Origin of the sequence: Kordia algicida OT-1 (assembly GCF_000154725.1) — a bacterium.
Classification (GTDB): domain Bacteria; phylum Bacteroidota; class Bacteroidia; order Flavobacteriales; family Flavobacteriaceae; genus Kordia; species Kordia algicida.
The window spans coordinates 2,333,817-2,356,583 of sequence record NZ_DS544873.1 but is presented as its reverse complement, the minus strand read 5'-3'; the positions used below and the strand labels follow the sequence as shown (position 1 = coordinate 2,356,583).

General features: G+C 36.1%; 16 protein-coding genes and 1 pseudogene. 8 read left to right on the top strand and 9 right to left on the bottom strand.

Annotated elements, in window-relative coordinates; all coding sequences use genetic code 11:
• Positions 1-102: 102 nt before the first annotated feature.
• The gene (locus KAOT1_RS10105; RefSeq protein WP_007094701.1) at positions 103-828 is read right to left on the bottom strand and encodes a T9SS type A sorting domain-containing protein; all 726 of its coding nucleotides are present in this window, start codon (positions 826-828) and stop codon (positions 103-105) included.
• 300 nt (positions 829-1,128) lie between these two features.
• Here KAOT1_RS10105 and KAOT1_RS10100 point away from each other — a divergent pair, with 300 nt between their 5' ends.
• The 6 genes from KAOT1_RS10100 to secDF all read left to right on the top strand — a co-directional run bounded on the left by KAOT1_RS10100 (position 1,129) and on the right by secDF (position 8,938).
• The gene (locus tag KAOT1_RS10100; protein ID WP_007094700.1) at positions 1,129-2,142 is read left to right on the top strand and encodes a DUF6588 family protein; all 1,014 of its coding nucleotides are present in this window, start codon (positions 1,129-1,131) and stop codon (positions 2,140-2,142) included.
• Positions 2,143-2,231: 89 nt separating this feature from the next.
• Positions 2,232-3,158 (top strand): malate dehydrogenase, encoded by a 927-nt coding sequence (gene mdh / locus KAOT1_RS10095; protein ID WP_007094699.1) that lies wholly within the window; start codon positions 2,232-2,234, stop codon positions 3,156-3,158.
• A gap of 131 nt (positions 3,159-3,289) precedes the next feature.
• Positions 3,290-3,943 (top strand): DUF4412 domain-containing protein, encoded by a 654-nt coding sequence (locus KAOT1_RS10090; protein ID WP_007094698.1) that lies wholly within the window; start codon positions 3,290-3,292, stop codon positions 3,941-3,943.
• A 25-nt stretch (positions 3,944-3,968) separates the two neighbouring features.
• Complete coding sequence (locus tag KAOT1_RS10085; RefSeq protein ID WP_007094697.1) at positions 3,969-4,937, top strand: SecDF P1 head subdomain-containing protein; 969 nt, start codon at positions 3,969-3,971, stop codon at positions 4,935-4,937.
• Between the two features lie 116 nt (positions 4,938-5,053).
• The gene (locus KAOT1_RS10080; RefSeq protein WP_007094696.1) at positions 5,054-5,680 is read left to right on the top strand and encodes a hypothetical protein; all 627 of its coding nucleotides are present in this window, start codon (positions 5,054-5,056) and stop codon (positions 5,678-5,680) included.
• Between the two features lie 210 nt (positions 5,681-5,890).
• Positions 5,891-8,938: a protein translocase subunit SecDF gene (secDF, locus tag KAOT1_RS10075; protein WP_007094695.1), complete on the top strand. Its 3,048-nt coding sequence runs from the start codon at positions 5,891-5,893 to the stop codon at positions 8,936-8,938.
• A 90-nt stretch (positions 8,939-9,028) separates the two neighbouring features.
• On the opposite strand, the gene KAOT1_RS22890 is transcribed toward secDF, so the two are convergent.
• The 8 genes and pseudogenes from KAOT1_RS22890 to folE form a co-directional block, all read right to left on the bottom strand.
• On the bottom strand, positions 9,029-9,190 hold the full coding sequence (locus KAOT1_RS22890) for a hypothetical protein (protein WP_007094694.1): 162 nt from the start codon (positions 9,188-9,190) through the stop codon (positions 9,029-9,031).
• A gap of 159 nt (positions 9,191-9,349) precedes the next feature.
• On the bottom strand, positions 9,350-9,571 hold the full coding sequence (locus tag KAOT1_RS10070; protein WP_007094693.1) for a hypothetical protein: 222 nt from the start codon (positions 9,569-9,571) through the stop codon (positions 9,350-9,352).
• 115 nt (positions 9,572-9,686) lie between these two features.
• A complete protein-coding gene (locus tag KAOT1_RS22885) occupies positions 9,687-9,932 on the bottom strand; it encodes a hypothetical protein (protein ID WP_007094692.1) in 246 nt (81 codons plus the stop codon).
• Between the two features lie 282 nt (positions 9,933-10,214).
• On the bottom strand, positions 10,215-10,694 hold the full coding sequence (locus KAOT1_RS10055) for a DUF192 domain-containing protein (RefSeq protein WP_007094690.1): 480 nt from the start codon (positions 10,692-10,694) through the stop codon (positions 10,215-10,217).
• Positions 10,694-11,569: a prolipoprotein diacylglyceryl transferase gene (lgt, locus tag KAOT1_RS10050; protein ID WP_040560000.1), complete on the bottom strand. Its 876-nt coding sequence runs from the start codon at positions 11,567-11,569 to the stop codon at positions 10,694-10,696. The genes KAOT1_RS10055 and lgt overlap by 1 nt, the downstream gene beginning before the upstream one ends.
• 138 nt (positions 11,570-11,707) lie before the next feature.
• On the bottom strand, positions 11,708-11,959 hold the full coding sequence (gene yidD / locus KAOT1_RS10045; RefSeq protein WP_007094688.1) for a membrane protein insertion efficiency factor YidD: 252 nt from the start codon (positions 11,957-11,959) through the stop codon (positions 11,708-11,710).
• A 100-nt stretch (positions 11,960-12,059) separates the two neighbouring features.
• Complete coding sequence (cysS, locus tag KAOT1_RS10040) at positions 12,060-13,544, bottom strand: cysteine--tRNA ligase (RefSeq protein ID WP_007094687.1); 1,485 nt, start codon at positions 13,542-13,544, stop codon at positions 12,060-12,062.
• Positions 13,545-13,567: 23 nt separating this feature from the next.
• Positions 13,568-14,247, bottom strand: a pseudogene (gene folE / locus KAOT1_RS10035) (GTP cyclohydrolase I FolE).
• A 426-nt stretch (positions 14,248-14,673) separates the two neighbouring features.
• On the opposite strand from folE, the gene KAOT1_RS10030 reads away from it, so the two are divergent.
• Entirely contained in the window at positions 14,674-15,099 is a 426-nt protein-coding gene (locus tag KAOT1_RS10030) for a hypothetical protein (protein WP_007094684.1), read from the top strand.
• An 11-nt stretch (positions 15,100-15,110) separates the two neighbouring features.
• A complete protein-coding gene (locus KAOT1_RS10025; RefSeq protein WP_157560092.1) occupies positions 15,111-22,757 on the top strand; it encodes a T9SS type B sorting domain-containing protein in 7,647 nt (2,548 codons plus the stop codon).
• Positions 22,758-22,767: the final 10 nt, after the last annotated feature.

Sequence of the window (22,767 nt, the reverse complement as noted above, 5' to 3'; positions counted from 1 at the left end):
TTAGTGTAACGCTATTTCAGGACGAGACACATTCATAAAACAAAAAACACCTCTTTTCGGAGGTGTTTTTTTATACGTTAAAGTTGTGCTTGTTACTAAAAATCACTCTTTCAAAAATCGAGAAACTGTTGTGTCTCCATCTTTATAAGTCGTTTTCATAAAATAAATTCCAGGCGATAAAAAAGACAAGTCTATAGCATTTTGCTGATGAGAAACCTTCGCTTCAAAAATACTCGAACCTACTAAAGAAAGTATATTTATTTTTTCTGGTGAAAAGCCTTTAAAATCAAAATACAGTTTCTTCTTCACTGGATTCGGATACATGACAATATTCTTTTTCTGAAACTTTTCTACAGAAAGCACAAAGTTACCATGTACAGCTCTGTTTCCTTCGGGTGTATCAATAATTAATAACTTTTCTCCGTTTCCTTGGTCAATAATTTCATAATCAAAAACTCTCGATGAGGAATTACTTCCACTCATTATCGTATATAGATATTGACTTTCAAGCGTACAGGCACTTAAGCAGTTACCTAGCGTAACGCTAACAAAATCAGCCGTAAAATTGCCTGTTCCGAAAGTTAATGAGTTTCCTGAATTAAACGCGTAATTTATATCTCCTGCGGTAGCTTGAAATTCATAATAATTAGATGAAGGCTCAGCGAAAACAATTCCTGCGCTGTTTATTCCTTGTGTTGGTGCTACATTAATGATATTTCCGTCGATTTCCATATAATGTAATCGCCATGTTTCTCCTACTAAATCTCCTTGCGAAAACCCAAAAAAACAACAAAAAAACAGACAGAATGGTAGTGTAATTTTTTTCATGTCATAAAATGTTTACATAAATATACAAAAAATAAGTATTGTAAATTCAGGAGAAACATGTGTAGTGCAGAAATAAGAATTGAAGTGATTTAAACTTTTAGGACGCAAGCAAAATTAGAATTTTTAAATGCTATTGAGATCTTTTTTGAGTTTCATACTATAAAACCAAATCAAAGGTAATAACGTACATAGTGTATGTAATTGCCTTTTTTCTGCAAAAGAAGAAAAAAAGGGGGATTTTCCTGTGTATAGTATTACACGATTTTATTATTTTTATAGTCATAAAAAACCAAATCAAAAATGAAAAAAATTCAAGCCTCACTTATTGCGCTTCTTGCAATATGCTATGTAAATGCTCAAGATAATATTAATGAACTACTCGCTGCTGGTATTGACGATGCAAAACGTTTCAGTACAGACTATATCGCGCCAGCTTCAGAAGGTTTGGCATATACTATCAACAGTGGTTGGTTCAACAGTGCATCATCTCTAAAAAAATACGGATTTGAAATTTCAGTTGTTGGAAATGCGTCTTTCTTTAAGGACGAAAAAAAATCATTCCAGCTAAATGTAGCAGATTACGAAAACATACGATTTCCAGACAACAGTCCATCAAAAACTGTCGCAACAGCTTTGGGACATAACGAACCAGATATTACGGTAATTGTAACCTATGATGATCCAATTTTTGGAAATCAAGAAGTAGAACTCACATTACCAACAGGAATTGGTTCAGAAGATGTAAATCTAATTCCAACGGCTTATTTACAAGCAAGTTTTTCACCGTTTAAAGGGACGCAGTTAAAAGGACGTTTCTTTCCAAAAGTTGATACTGAAGATGTAAAACTAAGCACTTACGGATTTGGTATTCAGCAGGAATTTACTTCATGGTTGCCAGCAGAAAGTGTATTTCCTGTAGCAGTTTCTGGACTTATAGCGTATACACACTTAAATGCAAATTACGATTTTACAAACTCAAGTGTTGTTGACGGAGACAATCAGCAAGTAGAAACTGAAGTAAATACATTATTATTTCAATTAATCGTTGGAACAAAATTTAAAGTCGTTAACTTTTACGGAGGTTTGGGATATATCAATGGAGATTCTAAAACAGATTTACTAGGAACATATACTGTAACAGATGGTGTTTTCTTTTCAGAAACCATCACAGATCCATTTTCGATAGATCAGGATATTTCTGGTATTCGAGGTACATTAGGTGCAAACTTAAAACTAGGATTTTTTGGTTTAAATGCTGATTATTCTTTTGGAGAATTTGACACAGCTAGTTTAGGAATCAACTTTTCATTTTAAGTATATTTTAAGGATTGGTTCTTTTCTAAAGAGGAGATTAATTTGTACTTTTGCACCTTATAAACAATACATTAAAAAATAATAAGAATATGAAAGTTACAGTTGTAGGAGCAGGAGCCGTTGGTGCTAGTTGCGCAGAATATATTGCCATCAAAAATTTTGCTTCAGAAGTCGTTTTATTAGATATCAAAGAAGGATTTGCAGAAGGAAAAGCAATGGATTTGATGCAAACAGCTTCTTTAAATGGATTTGATACAAAAATTACAGGAAGCACAAGCGATTATTCTAAAACAGCTGGTAGCGATATTTGTGTAATAACTTCTGGAATTCCTCGTAAACCAGGAATGACACGTGAAGAATTAATCGGAATCAACGCTGGAATTGTAAAATCAGTTTCTGCAAGCTTAATTGAGCATTCTCCAAACACCATCATCATTGTTGTAAGTAATCCAATGGATACGATGACATATTTAGTGCATAAAACTACTGGTTTACCTAAAAATAGAATCATTGGAATGGGTGGAGCTTTAGATAGTGCTCGTTTCAAATACAGATTGGCAGAAGCATTAGAAGCACCAATATCTGATGTTGACGGAATGGTAATTGGTGGACATAGCGATAAAGGTATGGTTCCTTTAACAGCTCATGCAACACGTAACAGTGTAAAAGTTTCTGAATTCTTATCAGAAGATCGTTTAAATCAAGTAAAAGAAGATACGAAAGTTGGTGGAGCAACATTAACAAAATTATTAGGAACATCAGCTTGGTATGCGCCAGGAGCCGCAGTATCAGGATTGGTTCAAGCAATTGCTTGCGATCAAAAGAAAATGTTTCCTTGTTCTGCTTTACTAGATGGAGAATACGGTTTAAGTGATTTATGTATCGGAGTTCCTGTAATCTTAGGAAAAAATGGAATTGAAAGTATCGTTGAAATCAACTTAAGCGATGCTGAAAAAACACACTTAAGCGAAAGCGCAGAAGGAGTTAAGAAAACAAACGGATTGTTAGAATTATAAAATCTGTTCTAAAAAATACAAACCAAAAACCTCATCGTTGTATAAATGATGAGGTTTTTTTAGATTAAAATGTAACATAATCATACAAGCGAGTACCTACAATAATAATTGAATCACTTTAAACAAAAAACATGAAAAAAATATTAGTAGCAGTAGCATTGGCATTCAGTGTAATGAGTTTTGCACAAGAAAAAATAACAGAAGGTAAAATTATCATGAAGCAAAAAATGTCTACTGATAATGAACAAGTACAGGCACAGTTTGATATGATAGGAGACATGGAATCGCTAACCTATTTTAAGGATAGCAGCTCACGATCAGAATTATCAAATCCAATGTCGGGTGATATTGTCACAATTATCAATGCTGAAAAAAATGAAATGCTCATGTTGATGGACAATCCTGCAATGGGCAAAATATATGTTCGTGAAAAAAATCTTGTCAAAGAAGAAGATGTAAACAAAATAAAAGTTGTAAAAGGCGATAAAACGAAAAAGGTTTTAGGGTATACATGTACGCAATATACTGCAACTATTGAAAAAGATGGTGTAAAAATGGAAATGGAAATGTATACTACAGAAGCACTGAACATTCCTTCACAGCAAACTTCGGTATTAGGTGATAAACTCAAAGGATTTCCATTGTATATGATAATTAGAATGAATCAAATGGGCGCAGATATTGAAGTCACATCAGAAGTAACTAAAATTGAAAAACAAGAAGTTTCTAGCGAATTATTTGATTTGACTGCTCCAGAAGGCTACAAAGACATGAATAAACAATAACAGGCAATCACGACAAAAAAAATACATGAATTACAAATATCTCCTAAGTGCCTTACTTGTCATTACAATCTTTGCTATGTCTTGTACAGATTTAGCTTCTGGACCAGAAAAAATCATTCAATTTGAAATAGAAACAGAAGTTGCAACAAGCGAAAAAGCAAGTATTATTGAAAATGTTCAAAACCGACTTACCGCTCTAGATCTTCATGCTGTAAAACTTGTAAATCAAGAACAGCAAAAAATGACATTTAGTTACAGAGGTAATGTCGAGCCAGAAATTATAAAAGAAAACTTTTCAATAACTGGAAACTTGGAGTTCTATGAAGTATGTAAACAAAAAGCAATCATATTCAAATACCTTCGCAGTTTAGATGATGCAAAAACTGATGAAAACTCAGAAATGGAAGAAAAAGATCCTGGCGAAAAGTTAATGGATCGTCTTACTACTTTTGCGTCTGTAATAAATGACGATGCTCCCAATCTTGCAGAAGATTTTATTCTTGGATTTATATACAAAGGAGACGTAGCACACATACAACCATTACTAGAAAAATCATCAATACGTATTCCGAAAATAAAGAAGAAAGTCAAATTCTTATTAGGAAAATCTACTGTAAAAAATCAGTTTTTAGTTTATGCGGTATATGTAAATTCAGATGAAAAAGCGCCACTTAACGGGCGTTATGTAACTAATGCTGCTGCTGCGGAAGGATACATAGAAGGTTATTACGAAATTAACATACAAATGAATCCTGAAGGTGCATACATTTGGGAAAAAATGACCGAGAAAGCATATGAAAATCGAGGAAATATTGCTGTAGTGCTAGACAATATCGTACATGTTGCGCCAACAGTAACACAAGGGAAAATCACAGGTGGAAACACGCAAATCTCAGGAAGTTTTACTAAAGAACATGCAAACATGTTGGCAAATGTGATTCAATCTGGAAGCATTCCGAAAATGAAAATTCTTAAAATGGGAATTTTAGAATAAAAAAGTTGATTTCATCAGTCAAACCTTGGCAATAGTAGGATAATATTCAACACATTAAAGCAAAATTAATTCACAAAAGACTACGTTTATGTAGTCTTTATTTTTATATTTGGCGCATGTTTGCGAAAAGGTATCTTAGTGCTTTTGTCATATTACTAACACTGCTTGGTTTCTACAAGGAGCAAACGCCTGCACCAAATCAAGAAATTGAACTTCAATTTACGAATCAAACTGTTTCGCAGGAAACAAAAGAAGTAATTGATGGCATCAAAAAACAACTGGAAGCTTTAGGTGTAGCAAACATTCAAGTGCGTCAAATAGATGGTGCGCTCAAAATTGCATACTACAGCGATGAAAATGTCGCAGCAATCAAAGAGTTATTACTAGAAGAAATTCCTGCTTCAAACAACGAATCTCCAAACCAAACAGATGATGACAATACAGTAGTATTTCAAGAATATACTGCCATTGAAGGATACAAACTAGAAGTATATGAATTGCATACAACTTCAAATCCGTTCATAGGAGTTCAAGGGAAGTTCATTCTATCGTTACAAAAAGATTACGACAAATCTCCAAATCCAAATTCGTTTGCTAACACAAACAATTTCATTTCAGGAGAAGTAAAACATACAATTGCTTTAGCGTATACAGAATCTAGTTATACAGCAATTCCAAAAGAAAACACTTCATACGAAATTCCAGATGTGCGCGCAGGACCTTTTGCTGCAATGCATTCTTAAATAATTTCAAAACATTTACGAAAGTATTTTATCATGCAATCGTGCTTCATTCTCAATACAAAAGAATGAATAGCGCGAATAAAGTGTCGTTAATACTATTAGAATGGCACAAAACATCTCAATCAAAAACACATTAAAAAATAATTGTCAGATGATACGGTAAATTATATATTTGCTCGTTTTAAAAAATTTGACCAAAAACATTGAATAATGCAAAACAAAGGATTAGTAAAATTATTTGCACTTTTATTCGGATTGGTAAGTATTTACCAATTATCGTTTACGTTTATCACGAATAAAATTGAAAATGAAGCAAAAACGTATGCGGTAACGCAAGTGCCAAAAGCAGCAGATGGTACCGATACAAGAGCAAACGCAGAAGCGAGAAGTATTGTAGAAAAAGCATACTTAGACTCAATTGATAGAAATGAACCAATCAATTTTGGGTTTGCAAAATTCACTTACAGTGAAGCAAAAGAAAAAGAATTAAATAAAGGACTTGACCTTAAAGGTGGAATCAACGTAATTCTTCAAGTTTCTGTAAAAGACATCCTAAAAGGATTGGCAAACAATACAGAAAACGAAACATTCAACAAAGCTTTAGAAAGAGCAGATGAACTACAAAAAGATGCACAAGAAGACTATGTAGAATCTTTCTTTAGAGCGTTTGACGAATTAAATACTGAAGGTTTAAAACTAGCTGACACAGATATTTTCTACACAGCAGCGTTGAGAGAAGAATTCAAAAAAGAAACGTTCAATACGCCAGATGATGTTGTTAAAAATGTCATTAGAAGAAAAGTAGATCAATCTATCGTTTCTGCAAAAGAAGTATTAAACAAACGTATTGACCAATTTGGTGTTACGCAACCAAACATTCAGCGTTTGGGAACTTCAGGACGTATCTTAATTGAATTGCCAGGAGCGAAAGATGTAATACGTATTGAAAAACTATTACAAAGAACAGCAGAACTTCAATTCTGGAAAACTTACAATGACAACGCTAAACTAAGTTCATACTTATTTTCAGTAAATGAAAAATTAAAAGAACTTCCAGGATATTCAAAAGATACACAAAAAGCAGACGATGCAACAGAAAATGAAGGAGAAGATGATGCAGATCAAGATGCATTATTAACTTCTACAGAAGAAGATTCCTTAAACGTTATCAATCCTTTATTAGACAAATTAAGACTTGCAAATGCAGGTGGTGGAATTATTGGATTTGCTAAAGAAGAAGATAAAGACACTATCATGTCATTATTATCAAATGACATTTTAAAGCAAGTAACTCCAGCAGAATTACGTTACGTACGTTTTGCTTTCGGAAAAGAACCTACTAACGGAATGTATGAATTATACGCGTTAGACGGTAAAAGAAAAGGAAACAAAGCAGAGCCACAAATGAAAGGTGATGTTGTTGATGGTGCTTCACAAGGATACGATCAGTACAGTAAGCCAAGCGTTAACATGCAGATGAATGGTATTGGAGCAAAACAATGGGAAAACTTAACAGAAGAAGTTTACAACGAAAGAGTAAACATTGCAGTTGTATTAGATAACATTGTATACTCTGCTCCAGGAGTATCAAACGGTAAAATTTCTGGTGGAAACACTGAAATCTCTGGACAATTTACAATTGAAGAAGCGCAAGATTTAGCAAACGTATTAAGAGCAGGTAAATTACCAGCAAGAGCAGATATCTTACAATCAGAAATTGTTGGACCTTCACTTGGTCAAGAAGCAATTGATAGTGGTTTAATGTCGTTCCTAATCGCTTTAGGATTGGTATTGGTATGGATGATATTCTATTATGGTAGAGCAGGTCTTTTTGCAGACATTGCCTTAGCATTCAACATCTTATTAATATTTGGTGTATTATCAAACTTAGGTGCCGTATTGACATTGCCAGGTATTGCAGGTATTGTATTAACTATTGGTATGTCGGTGGATGCAAACGTGCTTCTATTTGAAAGAGTTCGTGAAGAACTTGCCAAAGGGCAATCGCTGCAAGAAGCAATCAAGCATGCATTTAGCTGGAAAGGAGCAATGTCTTCTATCTTTGATGCCAACATTACAACTGGTTTAACAGCCTTAATCTTATTCTTATTCGGAACAGGACCAATCAAAGGTTTCGCAACAACGTTATTAATCGGTATTGGAACATCATTATTTACAGCAATCTTTATCACAAGATTATTGATTGACTGGTATATTGGGAAAGGAAACAACTTAGACTTCTCTACAGGAGTTACAAAGAACTTATTCAGAAATATGAATGTATCGTTCTTAAAGAAGCGTAAAATTGCTTACGTAATCTCTGGTATTGTAATCGCAATTGGTTTGTCGTCAATGTTATTTGGTAGCAAATTGAATCAAGGTGTTGACTTTGTTGGAGGACGTTCGTACCAAGTACGTTTTGCTAATGATGTAAGTGCGCAAGATGTTAAACAAGACCTTACAGCTATTTTTGGTTCAGAAAACTCGCCAGAAGTAAAAACATTTGGAGGAGAAAATCAGTTGAAAATCACCACTAAATATAAAGTTGACGAAACAGGAACTGAAGTTGATGACGAAATCAAAGAGATGTTATTCAATGGTTTAAGTAAATTTTTACCAAGCGACATGAAGTACGTAGACTTCGTAGATGGAGCAGAAGACAAAACTGTAGGAATCATGCAATCTGTTAAAGTAGGACCAACCATTGCCGATGATATCAAAAAAGATTCTTTCTGGGCAGTATTAGGTTCGTTAGTAGTTGTATTCTTGTATATCTTACTACGATTTAGAAGATGGCAATTCTCTCTTGGGGCAGTTACTGCCGTATTCCATGATGTATTAATCGTATTAGGTATCTTCTCACTTGCGTGGAAATATGTGCCATTTACCATGGAAATCAACCAAGCATTCATTGCGGCAATCCTAACGGTAATTGGATACTCGCTGAATGATACCGTGGTAGTATTTGATAGAATTCGTGAATTTATGGATGAGCGTCCAGACTGGAAACTAAGTAAAGTTGTAAACGCTGCCTTAAATAGTACATTAAGTAGAACGTTAAATACATCATTAACTACATTAGTAGTATTATTAGCGATCTTTATCTTTGGTGGAGAATCTATTCGAGGATTCATGTTTGCCTTAATTGTAGGTGTAATTGTAGGTACATACTCATCGATGTTCATTGCAACACCAATTATGTTTGATACCATCAAAAAAGGAGATATCAACAAAGGATTAGAAGAAGTTGAAGCATAACATTATGTAAATGATAGTGTTCAATTTATATATAGAAAACGCCACTCAATTGAGTGGCGTTTTTCATTTGAGATATTCTGTGTAAAAATTTTATCTCTCGTTATCACAAATAATAACAGAGTTATCGCAAATGCCTCCGCACGTCACATTTGTTTTATGTGTTGTTGGTGCACCACCAACAAGTTTTTGTGATGCTAAGTGAGAAATTGCTGTTTTGTTCAATGATAAGTTTTTCAAATTCTTAGTTTTCATGATATAATAATTTTAAAGTTATACTTAAAATTAAAGAGTTGGAAGTATACTTTGTTACGGAAATACCATAAAATTTATTTTTGAAGCTAAAAAAAGCCGCTATTCAAAAGAATAACGACCTTTCTCATTTGCTAAACATATTGTATTGCACTAGGGAACTTATCTTGCGCCACCACATGCAGGTGGTCTTGTAGCACAAATGGTATTTTCTGAATTAATAGTTGCATCGCACAAATCAAATGAGCCACAAAGACTTGGAATTTGACATGTAATGTTTGAATTCATAGTTGTTGGCGCCAATCCACCTACAGCTTTTCTAGAAGCCAAACTAGAAACTGATTCTTTCTTTAAATTCAGCGCTTTTAATCGTTGCTTTTTCATACGTAAAATAATGTGTTAAGTTAAACTTGAAACGAAACTATAAAAACCCTTGTAAGAAACACAAAGAAGCTTCTCGCGATTTATATATTTCGACCTGTAAATAAAAGTGAATTGCCTAATGAAGTTTGCTTGCTATAACAAATGCGCATACCAAAACGCTTAAAGGAATCAATCCGATGAGCATGCCAATCCCAACAAATTTATGTTTGGAAAACCATCTGAAATATATTCCTAAAATAGGAGTGATGATAAGTGTAATAATTACGGCAGCTACATCATTAACTTTAGAAGTTGTTATTAATCCTAAAAATGGAATGCCAAGTGCTAATGCGATACCAAAAAGAATATTGAGGGTTTTCAAAGTAGTTCTGTTTTAGTTTTAGTGAAACCCGCGATCTTGGAATAAAATAAAGATAGCGCCAAAAAAAATGAAAATTCCTATAATCATACCTGTGACAAATAGCGCATATTTCCTTACTAACATAAAATAAATTGTGGTAATGGCTAATATGAATAAAGCAATAATAAAAATTGAAAAATGTTCAATTCTAAACGATATAATCAGGCTTAAAAATAGCATGCAAAGTGCTGTGATAATTCCAAAGACTACTTGCAGTATTTTATAAAAGGCACTTTTATTCATTTAGTCTTTTACAAACGTAATGCTGTCGCCAATTTCCAGCAACCATTTTTCCGCCAAACCAGCATTTACTTCCAAAACGTACATGGCAGGAACTTCTGAAGGCAAACCTTCTACATTCATAGGTTGTGCATTTTCTTGAAAACTCACTATTTTTTTATCCTTATCTAAATAAATAATATCCAAAGGAATATAGGTGTTTTTCATGTAAAAACTTCTTGGAAACTCAGTTTCAAAAATAAAAAGCATTCCTTGGTTTTGTTTCATCGAAGTACGATACATTAATCCGGTTTCACGTTCGTAATTCGTTTCAGCAAATTCTATATCAAGTGTTACAATATCGTCTCCATTAGCCTTAGAAAGTGTCAATTCGCCTTCTTTAGTAAACTTAATTTCAACGGTTTTTATTTTTTTATTTTCATTAGAATCGCCACAGGAAACCATCGCCACAGCAAAACAAAGTAAACACACAATCTTTTTCATCAGGCAGTTGTAGTTTTTTCTTCTTGATACGGTTTGGTAGGTCTAAACATAAAGTAGAAACCAACAATGATAAAAGGAATGCTCAACCATTGTCCTGTAGATAAAATATCGCCAAGCTGATCTTCAAATCCACCTTGACTTTCTTTTACAAACTCCACAAAGAAGCGAACTGTCCATAAAAGCACTAAAAACAATCCAAAAATATAACCGTGTTTCTTTTTCTTTTCCGTTTTCCAATATACATACCATAAAATGGCAAACACAAAAATGTAACAAAATGCTTCATACAATTGTGCTGGATGACGTGCAAAACTCTCATTTCTTCCCTGGAAAACAACTCCAAAATCAGAATTGGTTGCTTTTCCAACAATTTCAGAATTAAAGAAGTTTCCAATACGCACAAAAACACCACCAATGGCTACAGCAATTACTATTTTATCTAAAATCCAAAGTAAAGTTTTATACTGATATTTGCGTCGGTATAAATACATCGCGATAATAATTCCGATGGCAGCTCCATGACTCGCCAAACCTGCAAAACCAGTAAACTTATAACCATCAATAAAACCGAACAATGTCGCATTAGGATCTTCTTTAATAGGAAGTAAAATTTCAACTAAATGATTCTGGTAATAATCCCAGTTGTAGAAGAAAACTTCTCCCAAGCGCGCACCAAGTAACGTGGCAATTACCGTGTACATAAATAAAGAATCTAAATACTTTAGCGGAATTCCTTCTGCTTCATAAATCTTTTTGGTAATGTAATATCCTAAACTAAAAGCAATAATAAACATTAAGCTGTAATATCGTATTTGAATCGGACCCAATTCTAGTAAAATTTCGCTAGGATTCCAGTTGATACTTAGTAAGTGCATATTTGGTGTCATTTATAAAGTGTAAATATAGGCAAACCAAACGGAAATCAAAGGATGCAAATGCTAAAGGAATGTTATTTGTAAAAAACTTAAATTAAAGACGATGTTAGAAGACGTGTATAGTCTGTAGTAGGAAATTTAACGCTTTTTTTTAGGTAATTCATCTGGCACAGGATCGTAACCACTTCCGCCAAAAGGATGACAGCTAAAAATACGTTTGATGGCTAATTTTCCACCGCGAAACAATCCGTGTTTTTTCAATGCTTCTGCGGTGTAGTGTGAGCAGGTTGGTGTGTAACGGCAAGTAGCAGGCGTGTACGGAGAAATTGCCGCTTGATAAAAACGGATGATTAATAAGAAAGGATAAATAAGTATCTTTTTAATCTTCATGTATTTTTTGCTAAAACTACTAAGTTGTATTTTTAATGGTCAGAAAAAATCAACTCCGCTGTGTAAACGGAGTTTGATTTGTATGTTTTTATATTACTATTTATGCTCGCGAAAAAGAAGTGCCATCTTTTCCATCTTTCAACTGAATTCCTAAAGCTAACAACTCATCACGAATTTTATCAGAAGTTGCAAAATCTTTGTTGGCGCGTGCTTCGGTTCTCATATTAATTAACAATTCAACTACACCAGAAAGCGCATCGCCATCATCAGAAGAAGCATTAGGTTGCTCTAAGCCTAAAATTTCAAACACAAATGCGTGCATACATTTTTTTAATTCCGCCAAACTTTCTGCTAAAATAGTAGCTTTTCCATCTTTTAATTGATTGATGAACTTTACAGCTTCAAACAAATCTGCAATCAAAATTGGTGTGTTAAAATCGTCGTTCAATGCGTTATAACAGTTGCGTTTCCACACAGAAAGATTAAAACTTGTCTTGTCGCCAATAGGCTTTAAGTTTTCAAGAGTTGTCATAGCTTCCATTAGCTTATTGTAGCCTTTTTCTGAAGCCAACAAAGCATTATTGCTAAAATCAAGAATGCTTCTGTAGTGTGCTTGCATCATAAAGAAACGAGCGACGCTTGGAGCAAATCCTTTGGATAAATGTGTACTTTCTCCAGAGAAAATTTCACCTGGAAGAATATTATTATCTGTTGATTTAGACATCTTCTTGCCATTCAATGTTAGCATATTAGCGTGCATCCAATAATTGACAGGAGAAGTTCCGCAGCAAGCTTCATTTTGTGCAATTTCAGATTCGTGATGCGGGAATTTTAAATCCATTCCTCCGCCATGAATGTCAAATTTTTGTCCTAAATACTTTGTGCTCATGGCTGTACATTCTAAATGCCATCCAGGAAATCCTTCGCCCCACGGTGAAGGCCAATGCATAATATGCGTTTCTTCTGCTTTTTTCCAAAGTGCAAAATCTTGCGGATTCTTTTTGTCGCTTTGACCGTCTAATTCACGTGAATTATTAACCAAATCGTCTAAGTTTCTATTACTCAGTATGCCGTATTTATTTTTTTCATTGAATTTGTGTACATCAAAATACACAGAACCATTTACTTCATATCCATATCCATTGGCTATGATTTCTTTTACAATTTCAATTTGCTCAATAATATGTCCTGTAGCTGTTGGTTCAATACTTGGTGGTATAAAATTGAATTTTTGTAAAATGTCATGGAAATCAATCGTATAACGTTGTACAATTTCCATGGGTTCTAATTCTTCCAACCGAGCTTTTTTGGCAATTTTATCTTCACCTTCTTCAGCATCATTTTCTAAATGACCAACATCGGTAATATTTCGTACATAGCGAACTTTATATCCCAAATGGTTCAAATACCTAAAAATCATATCGAAAGACATAAACGTGCGTACGTTTCCTAAGTGTACATTGCTGTATACTGTAGGGCCGCATACATACATTCCAACGTGACCTTCATTAATAGGTGTAAAAACTTCTTTTTGGTTTGTGAGGGAATTGTATATTTTTAGTTCTTGTTCTTGATATAGTTTCATGGTTTTTAGTAAAAAATGTTGGTTTAAAATTTCGTATCTAATTTAATATAATCTAGGAATTCTAGACGTGTTTTTTCATTTTTAAATTTTCCACCAAATTCTGCTGTTACCGTGCTGCTCTCTATGTCTCTGATTCCGCGAGAATTAACGCACAAATGTTTAGCGTCAATTACACAGGCAACATCATCAGTTCCGAGTACTTTTTGCAATTCTTTTACAATTTGAATAGTTAATCGCTCTTGAACTTGCGGACGTTTTGCGTAATAATCAACTATACGATTCATTTTTGAAAGTCCTACGACAGTTCCATTAGAAATATAAGCAATGTGCGCTCTGCCGACAATTGGAAGTAAATGATGTTCGCAAGTAGAGTAGACGGTAATATTTTTTTCTACCAGCATTTCATTGTACTTATACTTATTGTCAAAAGTAGAAGCTTTTGGTTTCCTGTCAGGATGCAAGCCTCCAAAAATTTCTTTCACAAACATTTTGGCAACTCGATTAGGAGTTCCTCTCAGGCTATCATCGGTCATATCAAGACTAAAGTTTCCATAATATGAGCAACATCTTTCTTGATACTCGCTATCTTTTCTTCGTCACTCAAATCAAAAGCGTCTTTGCGTAGTGGAGTATCATAAGAAGTCATGATGTGATCGTCTCCTATAGCTTGTATTTCTTCTTCAAGCGCCTTATCTATTTTCATCTATTTTAATATTTCTTTGGTAAAAAAACGTAGTACACACAAACAATAATACGCAAGATTTAAAACTTTGCATTACTAAAGGCTTGTATCACAATTTTTTTCAAAATTTAATAAGACTGCAAAGATAATTAAATATTAAATATGATTTAGCGGAACGTGCCGTAAATAAATGTGTTAAAGAATTATGTATATCATAAAATTTTCTTAATTTTCCGCGTTTCAAAATAAATTTTTTAACACAATGTCGGGTTTTCATAGGTGTTGTTGTTATATATCTAAAGAGAAAAATTGAAACTTTAATTATGCGTTATTTATTCGATGAAAGCATTGTTAATAAATCCGATAATTAAAACAAACCAAAACTCAAGTTCTCTAGCGTTAATGCGTTACGAGCGCTTATAATATTAGAATTTAAAGATTGTTTCTATGCGTACATGCAGCTTTTTAATTATTGCCTTGTGTTTTTGTATTACGAGTACCTTTGCACAAAACACCAAAGAGGCACCAAAAGTAAATCCAAACCAAGTAGATAACTTTATCAAAGAAGTGTATCAAGATCAAGCAAACGCTATTGTGTTTTCCGATCCTATTCGTTACAAAGGATTTAAAGATTTGCTCCTCAACCGAATCTCATTCTACAGATTAAATTACAAGCTAGGAGAAGATTTTGTAAATCTTTCTACCGTGCCACTTTTCAGAACATACAATAAAAATATAGTGAGAAACAATATGTTTAATATCAACAAATTCAATCCGTTGAAATACGATATTAACTTTTTCTCAAACGAACTAATTAGATACAGAATTAACCAACAGTATATTCTTGTAATAACTCCCCAAAAAACTCGCTAAAAACACAGGAAATGAAAAAATTACTAACCTTTCTACTGATATTATTGCCGTGTATATTATTAAGTCAGAATATACTCATGCAAAATGGAAATTTAGATGTTGATTGTACTGCAAGTCCTGTTTTTTTAGACTCTGGAGGAAGTGGCGCAGGACAATATTCAAATAATGAAAACTTTGTACTTACGCTATGTCCTTCGGAAGCTGGGCAATCATTGCGTATGGACTTTACATCCTTTGGTCTACAAAATAATAGTGACTTTATGGATATTTTTGATGGACCTGATACGTCAGCGCCATTAATTGGTACATATACAGGAGTTGGCTCACCAGGATTGGTCGAAGCTTCAGGCTCAAATACCTCAGGATGTTTAACAGTACGATTTGTATCTGATAATGCAGGTGTTAATATCGGTTGGCAAGCAGATTTAAGTTGTTTTGTGCCTTGCCAAACAATCACAGCAAACTTAGATAGCTCGGTGCCAGCAGTTTCTGCAGATGATATCATTCGAATTTGTTTGGGAGATCCGTTAACACTTAACGGAAGCGGAACATTCGCAAATGATGGAACAGGCGCAACTTATGAGTGGGATTTAGGAGATACTACAATTTTAAATGGAGCAAGTGTTACACATACTTATACACAATCAGGAATATACAGAGTTAACTTAACAATTCGTGATGACAATCCAGCGAACTCCGATGGAGATCCTGATAATGATTGTATGAATGTCAATGTTTTAGATCAATTAGTATACGTATCTACGCCAGTAGATTTCACAGGAACACAAGCCGCAAATCCAGAAATATGTTTTGGAGAATCTACAGATATTACTGGAATGGCAGTAATTCCTCCTTTTGAAGATTGTGCGCCAGAAATATTTGATCAAACGTGGTTGCAAGATACTGTATCTACAGGTACAGCAACTTCATACAACTCTCAAATTGAAGTAGATTGTTATGGTGATGGACAAGTAATTACAGATGTTGCTCAAATCAACCAAATCTGTATTGTAATGGAGCATTCCTTCATGGGAGATTTAGATATGATCTTAACCGCACCAAACGGAGCGCAAGTAGTATTTATCTCTTATGGTGATGGATCTGATCCAGGAGATAATCTTGGAGTTCCAGATCAAGCAGACAACGGAAATCCAGGTACAGGATGGGAATACTGTTTCTCTCCAACAGCAACACAAACATTAGATGATGCAGCAGCAGGTGTAACTACAATTCCAGCAGGGACATATGCGCCATTAGCTTCAAGTTCGTTTGATAACTTACTAGGAGCGCCACTAAACGGAACTTGGACTTTTGAAATCATTGATACTTGGGCTGCAGATGATGGAACACTTTTCTCATGGAACTTAGACTTTGATTCAAGTTTACTTCCGCCACCATCATCAATTGTAACTGAAGAATGGTTACCAGATGCTTCTATCACAAATACAGCAGGAAACGTAATTACTGTACAACCTACCACTGCCGGTCAGCACTGCTACACATATCAAGTAATTGACGATTTAGGATGTGAATATACAGAAACAGTTTGTATAGATGTTGCTCCAGAAATCAACAACGGTCCAGCTTCAAACTTATCAGAATGTTCTAACAACGCTACAGAAGTATTTGATTTAACCGTAAATACCGCACAAGTTTTAGCACCTATTGCAGATACTACAGACATGGTAGTCACATATCACCTCTCACAAGCTGATGCAGATTCGGGTGCAAATCCACTCACAGATGCGCAAGCTCAGGCTTACACAGGAAGTGATGGCGAAGAAATTTTTGTAAGAATAACATACAACGGAACAACAACAATAGACTGTTTTGCTACTTCATCATTTACATTAAACATAGGAAATACAACGGCGAACTCAGTGCCAGATATTGTCTTATGTGATGTTGGAAACGACAACCAAGAAGAATTTGATTTATGTTCGCAAACAGCAACCGCTTTAGGAGCTTTAGATCCTGCTGATTACACAGTAACATACCACGATACACAAGCTGATGCTGATGCAAATCAAAATCCATTGCCTTGTTTATACACAAATATGACTTCACCAACAGATGACATATATGTTAGAATTGAAGATAACAATGATGCATCTTGTTTCGCAGTAACATCATTTGACTTGGTGTTAAATCCAGAACCAACTGTAACAGCTCCTGCTGATATGGTAGTTTGTGATGATGCTTCTAATGATGGAGTTGAAACATTTGATCTAACCACACAAATAGGGGGCATCTTAGGTACTCAAGATCCTATGGATTTTACCATAAGTTTCCACGCAAATGCAACAGATGCTGATGCAAACGCGAATCCGCTTTCAACAATGTATTCAAATGTAAATCCTACTGATTTAATCGTAGTAAGAGTAGAAGATAATACAACAAACTGTGTATCTACAACGCAATTCAATGTTGTGGTAGATCCATTGCCAATTGCAAATCCTGTAGCAGACATTACTGTTTGTGATGATGATAGCAACGATGGTACTGAACCTTTTGACTTAGATGCGTTAAGTATTCAAGTGCTCGGAACACAAGATGCGGCAATATTTTCAGTAACATTTCACCCAACGCAAGCTGATGCAGATGCTGGTACAAATGCATTAACAAGTCCATATAACAGTGATGCTACAGTTGATTGTGAGACAATATTTGTTCGTATTGTAAACATTAACAATACAACTTGTGTTGATACTACAAGCTTCGAAATCTGTGTAGATTATCAACCAACAGCTGTACAACCACCAAATATGGTAGTTTGTGATGATGCTTCTAACGATGGAGTTGAAACATTCGATCTAACAACGCAAATTCCAATCATTCGCGGAACGCAAGATCCTGCTGACGTAACCATCAACTTCCACGCAAGTCAAGCAGATGCGGATGCAAACGCAAACCCATTACCAACAACATATACAAATACAGGTACAACTCCAACAGATATAATATATGTAAGTGTTACAAGTACGGATGCCACAAATTCATGTAATGCAACCACAAGTTTTGAAGTAACCGTAAATCCATTGCCAGTCGCAGTAGTGCCAACCACTTTAGAAGAATGTGACGACGATACGGATGGTTTTGTAGCATTTACCTTAACAGATGCTGATGCGGAAATCTTAGCAGGTCAAACATCTACAGATGCAATGACAATCACGTATTACGACAATCCAGCAGATGCAGTTTCCGGAACAGGAACGCCACTTACATCGCCGTATACGAATACAACAGCAAACATGCAAACGGTACACATTCGTATTGTAAATACAGTAACAGGTTGTGTTAATACGTCAACATTAGACTTGCAAGTAAATCCAGGTATTGTCGGAACTACACCTTCAAACTACAGTGTTTGTGATGATACTAACGGAAACGATACAGATCAATTAGGAACTTTTGATCTTTCTACATTAGATGCCCAAATTTTGGGTGCTTTGGCAGGAACGGCTACAGTAACTTACTATGAAACAGGTGCATTAGCACAAGCAGGAACAGCAGGAACGGAACTTCCTGTGATGTATACCAACACGAGCCCTTCTTTGCAAATCATTCATGCACGTGTTACGGATGATGTAACAGGTTGTTTTGATGTTGTAGAAGTAACGCTCATCGTAGATCCGCTACCAAATCTAGAGAACATTCCACCGATGATTGCCTGTGACTTTAACAATCCAGGCGATATGATGGAAATGTTCGATTTGACAGAGCATACCACTACAGTGGAAAACGGACAAGTAGGACTGACCATTACGTATCACGAAACACAAGCAGATGCTGACAACAATACAGCGGCGGTGACAAATGTTAACGGAACTGATGGACAAATCATTTGGGTGCGTGCGGAAAACTTAATCGGCTGTGTACAAGTAGGAAGTTTTGAAATACAAGTTCCTCAATTGCCTGTCATTACAAACCCTACAACGCTAGAAGCCTGTGACGATGAGACAGCTGATGGAATCGCACCAGTAGACTTATCCATCAAAAATGACGAAATCACGCAATCCAATCCAGATTTGGTGGTTTCTTATCACTTGACTGACGCTGATGCGGATACTGACATGAATGCTTTAGTATTACCATATGAAAACACTTCTTCACCAACAACCTATACGGTTTCTGTTCGTGTAGAAGACATCAATACCGGTTGTCATGTAGTAACACAGCTTACGGTAAATATCAACGATACGCCAGGAGTTTTTCAACCAACACCACTCGAATACTGTGACACGGACAATGATGGCTTTGGAATCTTCGACATAAGAAGTACAGAAAACGAAATCACAGGCGGATTATTACCAGGACAAGTCACAGTCACTTACCACGAAACACCAGAAGATGCTGATAACAATGTAAACAGTTTGCCAGATACCTATACCAACATCAATGCTTACAATCAAACGATTTACGTACGTGTTGAAAATGTACTGACAGGTTGTTACAATGTGGTTTCTTTAGATCTAATCGTATACGATTCTCCAGAGATTGCTGCGCTAGATGCCACGAGTTTATCAGAATGTGATGATGCAAGCGCGGATCAAATCGCCCAATTTGATTTGACCGAGGCTGAGGCTGATTTACTCAACGGAGAAGATCCACTCACACACACCGTTCGTTACTACAACACACAGGCAAATGCTACGGCAGGAACCACCACAGGCGAAATCAACAATGTCAATGCTTACAGCAACATTCCACCGAGTCCACAAGTGATTTGGGTTCGTGTAGAAGATCAAAACACAGGCTGCGCAAGCATTACGAATCTTACGCTGATCGTAGATGAACTTCCCGTACTTACACAATTACCAGGTTTGGAAACCTGTGATGCAGTCACGCTCAATGACGGAATAGAAGTCTTTGACCTGACATCTTTAGCAGAAGACTTACTAAACAGTCAACCAGGCATCAGTCTGCAATACTTTGCTAGTCAAACCGACTTGGACAATAATACGCCCATAGCTGATCCTTCGGCATATAGCAATGCGGAGGTTGGCGTACAAACCATCTTTGTTTTAGCTACCAATGATACTACAGGTTGTCAAAACACCATTACCTTTGACATCAGAGTGAATCCATTGCCAAGTCCAACGCTAGATCCAAACGGAATGCTTAGCTCAGATACCTGTGATGATGACAACGATGGTTTTGTCGCTTTTGACTTAGATGCACTGACCAATGACATTATCAACAATGAACCAGATGTCGTGTATAGTTTCCATGAAACACAAGCGGATGCGAACAACAACCTAAATGCACTGCCTAGTCCATACACCAACATTGTGATGGATAGTCAAACGATTTACGTGTTAGCAACCAATACGGTAACAGGCTGTTTTACCGTAACACCGCTTACGCTGAATGTCATTTCGATTCCTGAGATTCCAATCAATCTCACCGACTTGGAAGAATGTGATGAAGAACCATCAGATGGTTTTGCTATGTTTGATCTCTCTGAGACACAAACAGAAATCTATGGCAGTCAAACACCAAGTGACTTTACCCTGACTTATCATGAGAGTGAACAAGATGCTATCGATGATGTATCACCAATAGTCAATGTGACTGATTATATCAACACAACCATCAATCAACAAACCATTTGGGTGCGATTAGAAGACAACGCTACCGAATGTTATGCCATTGAAAGCTTTGATATTATTGTAGTAGCGCCACCAGTACTTGTACAACCTACAGCATTCTCTCTCTGTGATGATGCAGAAAGTGGTGATGAGAGTGATGAGATCAGCAGTTTTGATTTGACCGACAAATACATTGAGATCACAGGTGGAGATACGAGTTTAACACTGACCTATTATGCAAGTCAAACTGACTTAGACAACGATACGCCTATAGCTGATCCAACAGCCTACCAAAACATCAGCAATCCGCAGGTACTCTACATCCGAGCAAGCAATGCGGCAGGCTGTACGACTGACATTACCATGACCTTAAGAGTACTTCCAATTCCAACGCCAAACACATCTCCTGATGTCTTAGAAGCATGTGATGACAACAGCGATGGAGATGCCACCAATGGAATGCTCGTCTTTGATCTGACACAATCAGAGGCAGAAATTGTAAACAATGAAAGCAATGTTACGGTAAGCTATCATACCACACAAGAAGATGCTGATGGAGACATTAACCCGATAGCTGATCCAACCATGCATACGGTTGACATGGCAAATGCAAACATGAACGGACAAGTAATTATTTATGTACGTGTAGAGAGCGACATTCAAATAGACAGCAACATGCTTCCATGTTACAAAGTAGTCGAATTACCTGTAGTGGTACACCCATTACCTGAACTTACAGACATTGCCTTTAACTATGTATTCTGTGAATATGACAATGATGATGTAGGACAATTTGATTGGGATGTGGTGACAAGTTCCTTAGACTTACTCACAGCGCCACAAATGGTAGCAGACTTTACCGTTACCTATCATCCAACAGTAGCAGATGCCTTAGCAAACACCAATGCACTTGCTAACGGGTTTGAAAACACGAGTGATCCACAAACGGTATTTATCCGTGTGGAGAACAATGTCACAGGTTGTGTAAATACCAACAACATTGCTAGTTTAGAACTGAGTGTAGAGCCAATACCAACGGCAACAGCGCCAGACACCTATGAACTATGCGCAGCGGATGAAGCAGCTCAAGACACGGCAGTATTTGATCTAACGAGCTTGGATGCGGAGATCATAAATGGACAAACAGACATGGCGGTATCCTACTATGAAACGGCTACAGATGCTGATATGGATAGCAACGCGATCACAAATACGACAAGTTATACCAACACTTCCAATCCGCAGACGCTTTACGCGAGAGTGAGACAAACCATTACAGGTTGTCTATCAGATCCAGTTGTAGTGAACTTACAGGTAAATCCATTACCGGTATTTACCTTACCGGAAGATGATATCTTATGTGTGGATGCAGAGACAGGCTTGGCATTAGAGACCAGAACCATAGGCGTAGACTTTGGAGCAGGCTACACTTACTCGTGGACCACACCAAATGGAACAGCAACAACAGCGACTGTAGAGGTAACTACTGCAGGAACCTACAGTGTGACCGTGATTGATGCTAACAATGAAACCAACTGTAGCTACAGTGATAGTGTGACGTATGAAGCCTCATCAGCACCAAGTTTGTTAGATATCCAGATTACTACACCAGCCTTTGCAGATACGCACAATGTGATTGCAACGGCATCAGGCGGATCAGGTGTGTATGAATACCAACTAGATGATGGAGAGTGGCAAGAATCAGGAGAGTTCTTAGACTTACAACCAGGCGAACACACGGTAACAGTAAGAGACAACAACGGTTGTGGCGAGCTGGTAAGAACCTTTGAACTGATTGATTACATGAAATTCTTCACACCAAACGGAGATGAATACCATCCGACTTGGAACATCATCGGATTGAGAAATCAGCCAGGAGCAAAGATTTATATCTTTGACAGATATGGAAAACTCTTAAAACAGATCAGTCCGGCAGGACAAGGTTGGGACGGAACCTTCAACGGAGTACCAATGCCATCCAATGATTACTGGTTTAGAGTGGAATACGTAGATCCATTTGATGGTTCGCCAAAAGAATTTATCAATCATTTTACTTTAAAGAGATAATTCATCAAAG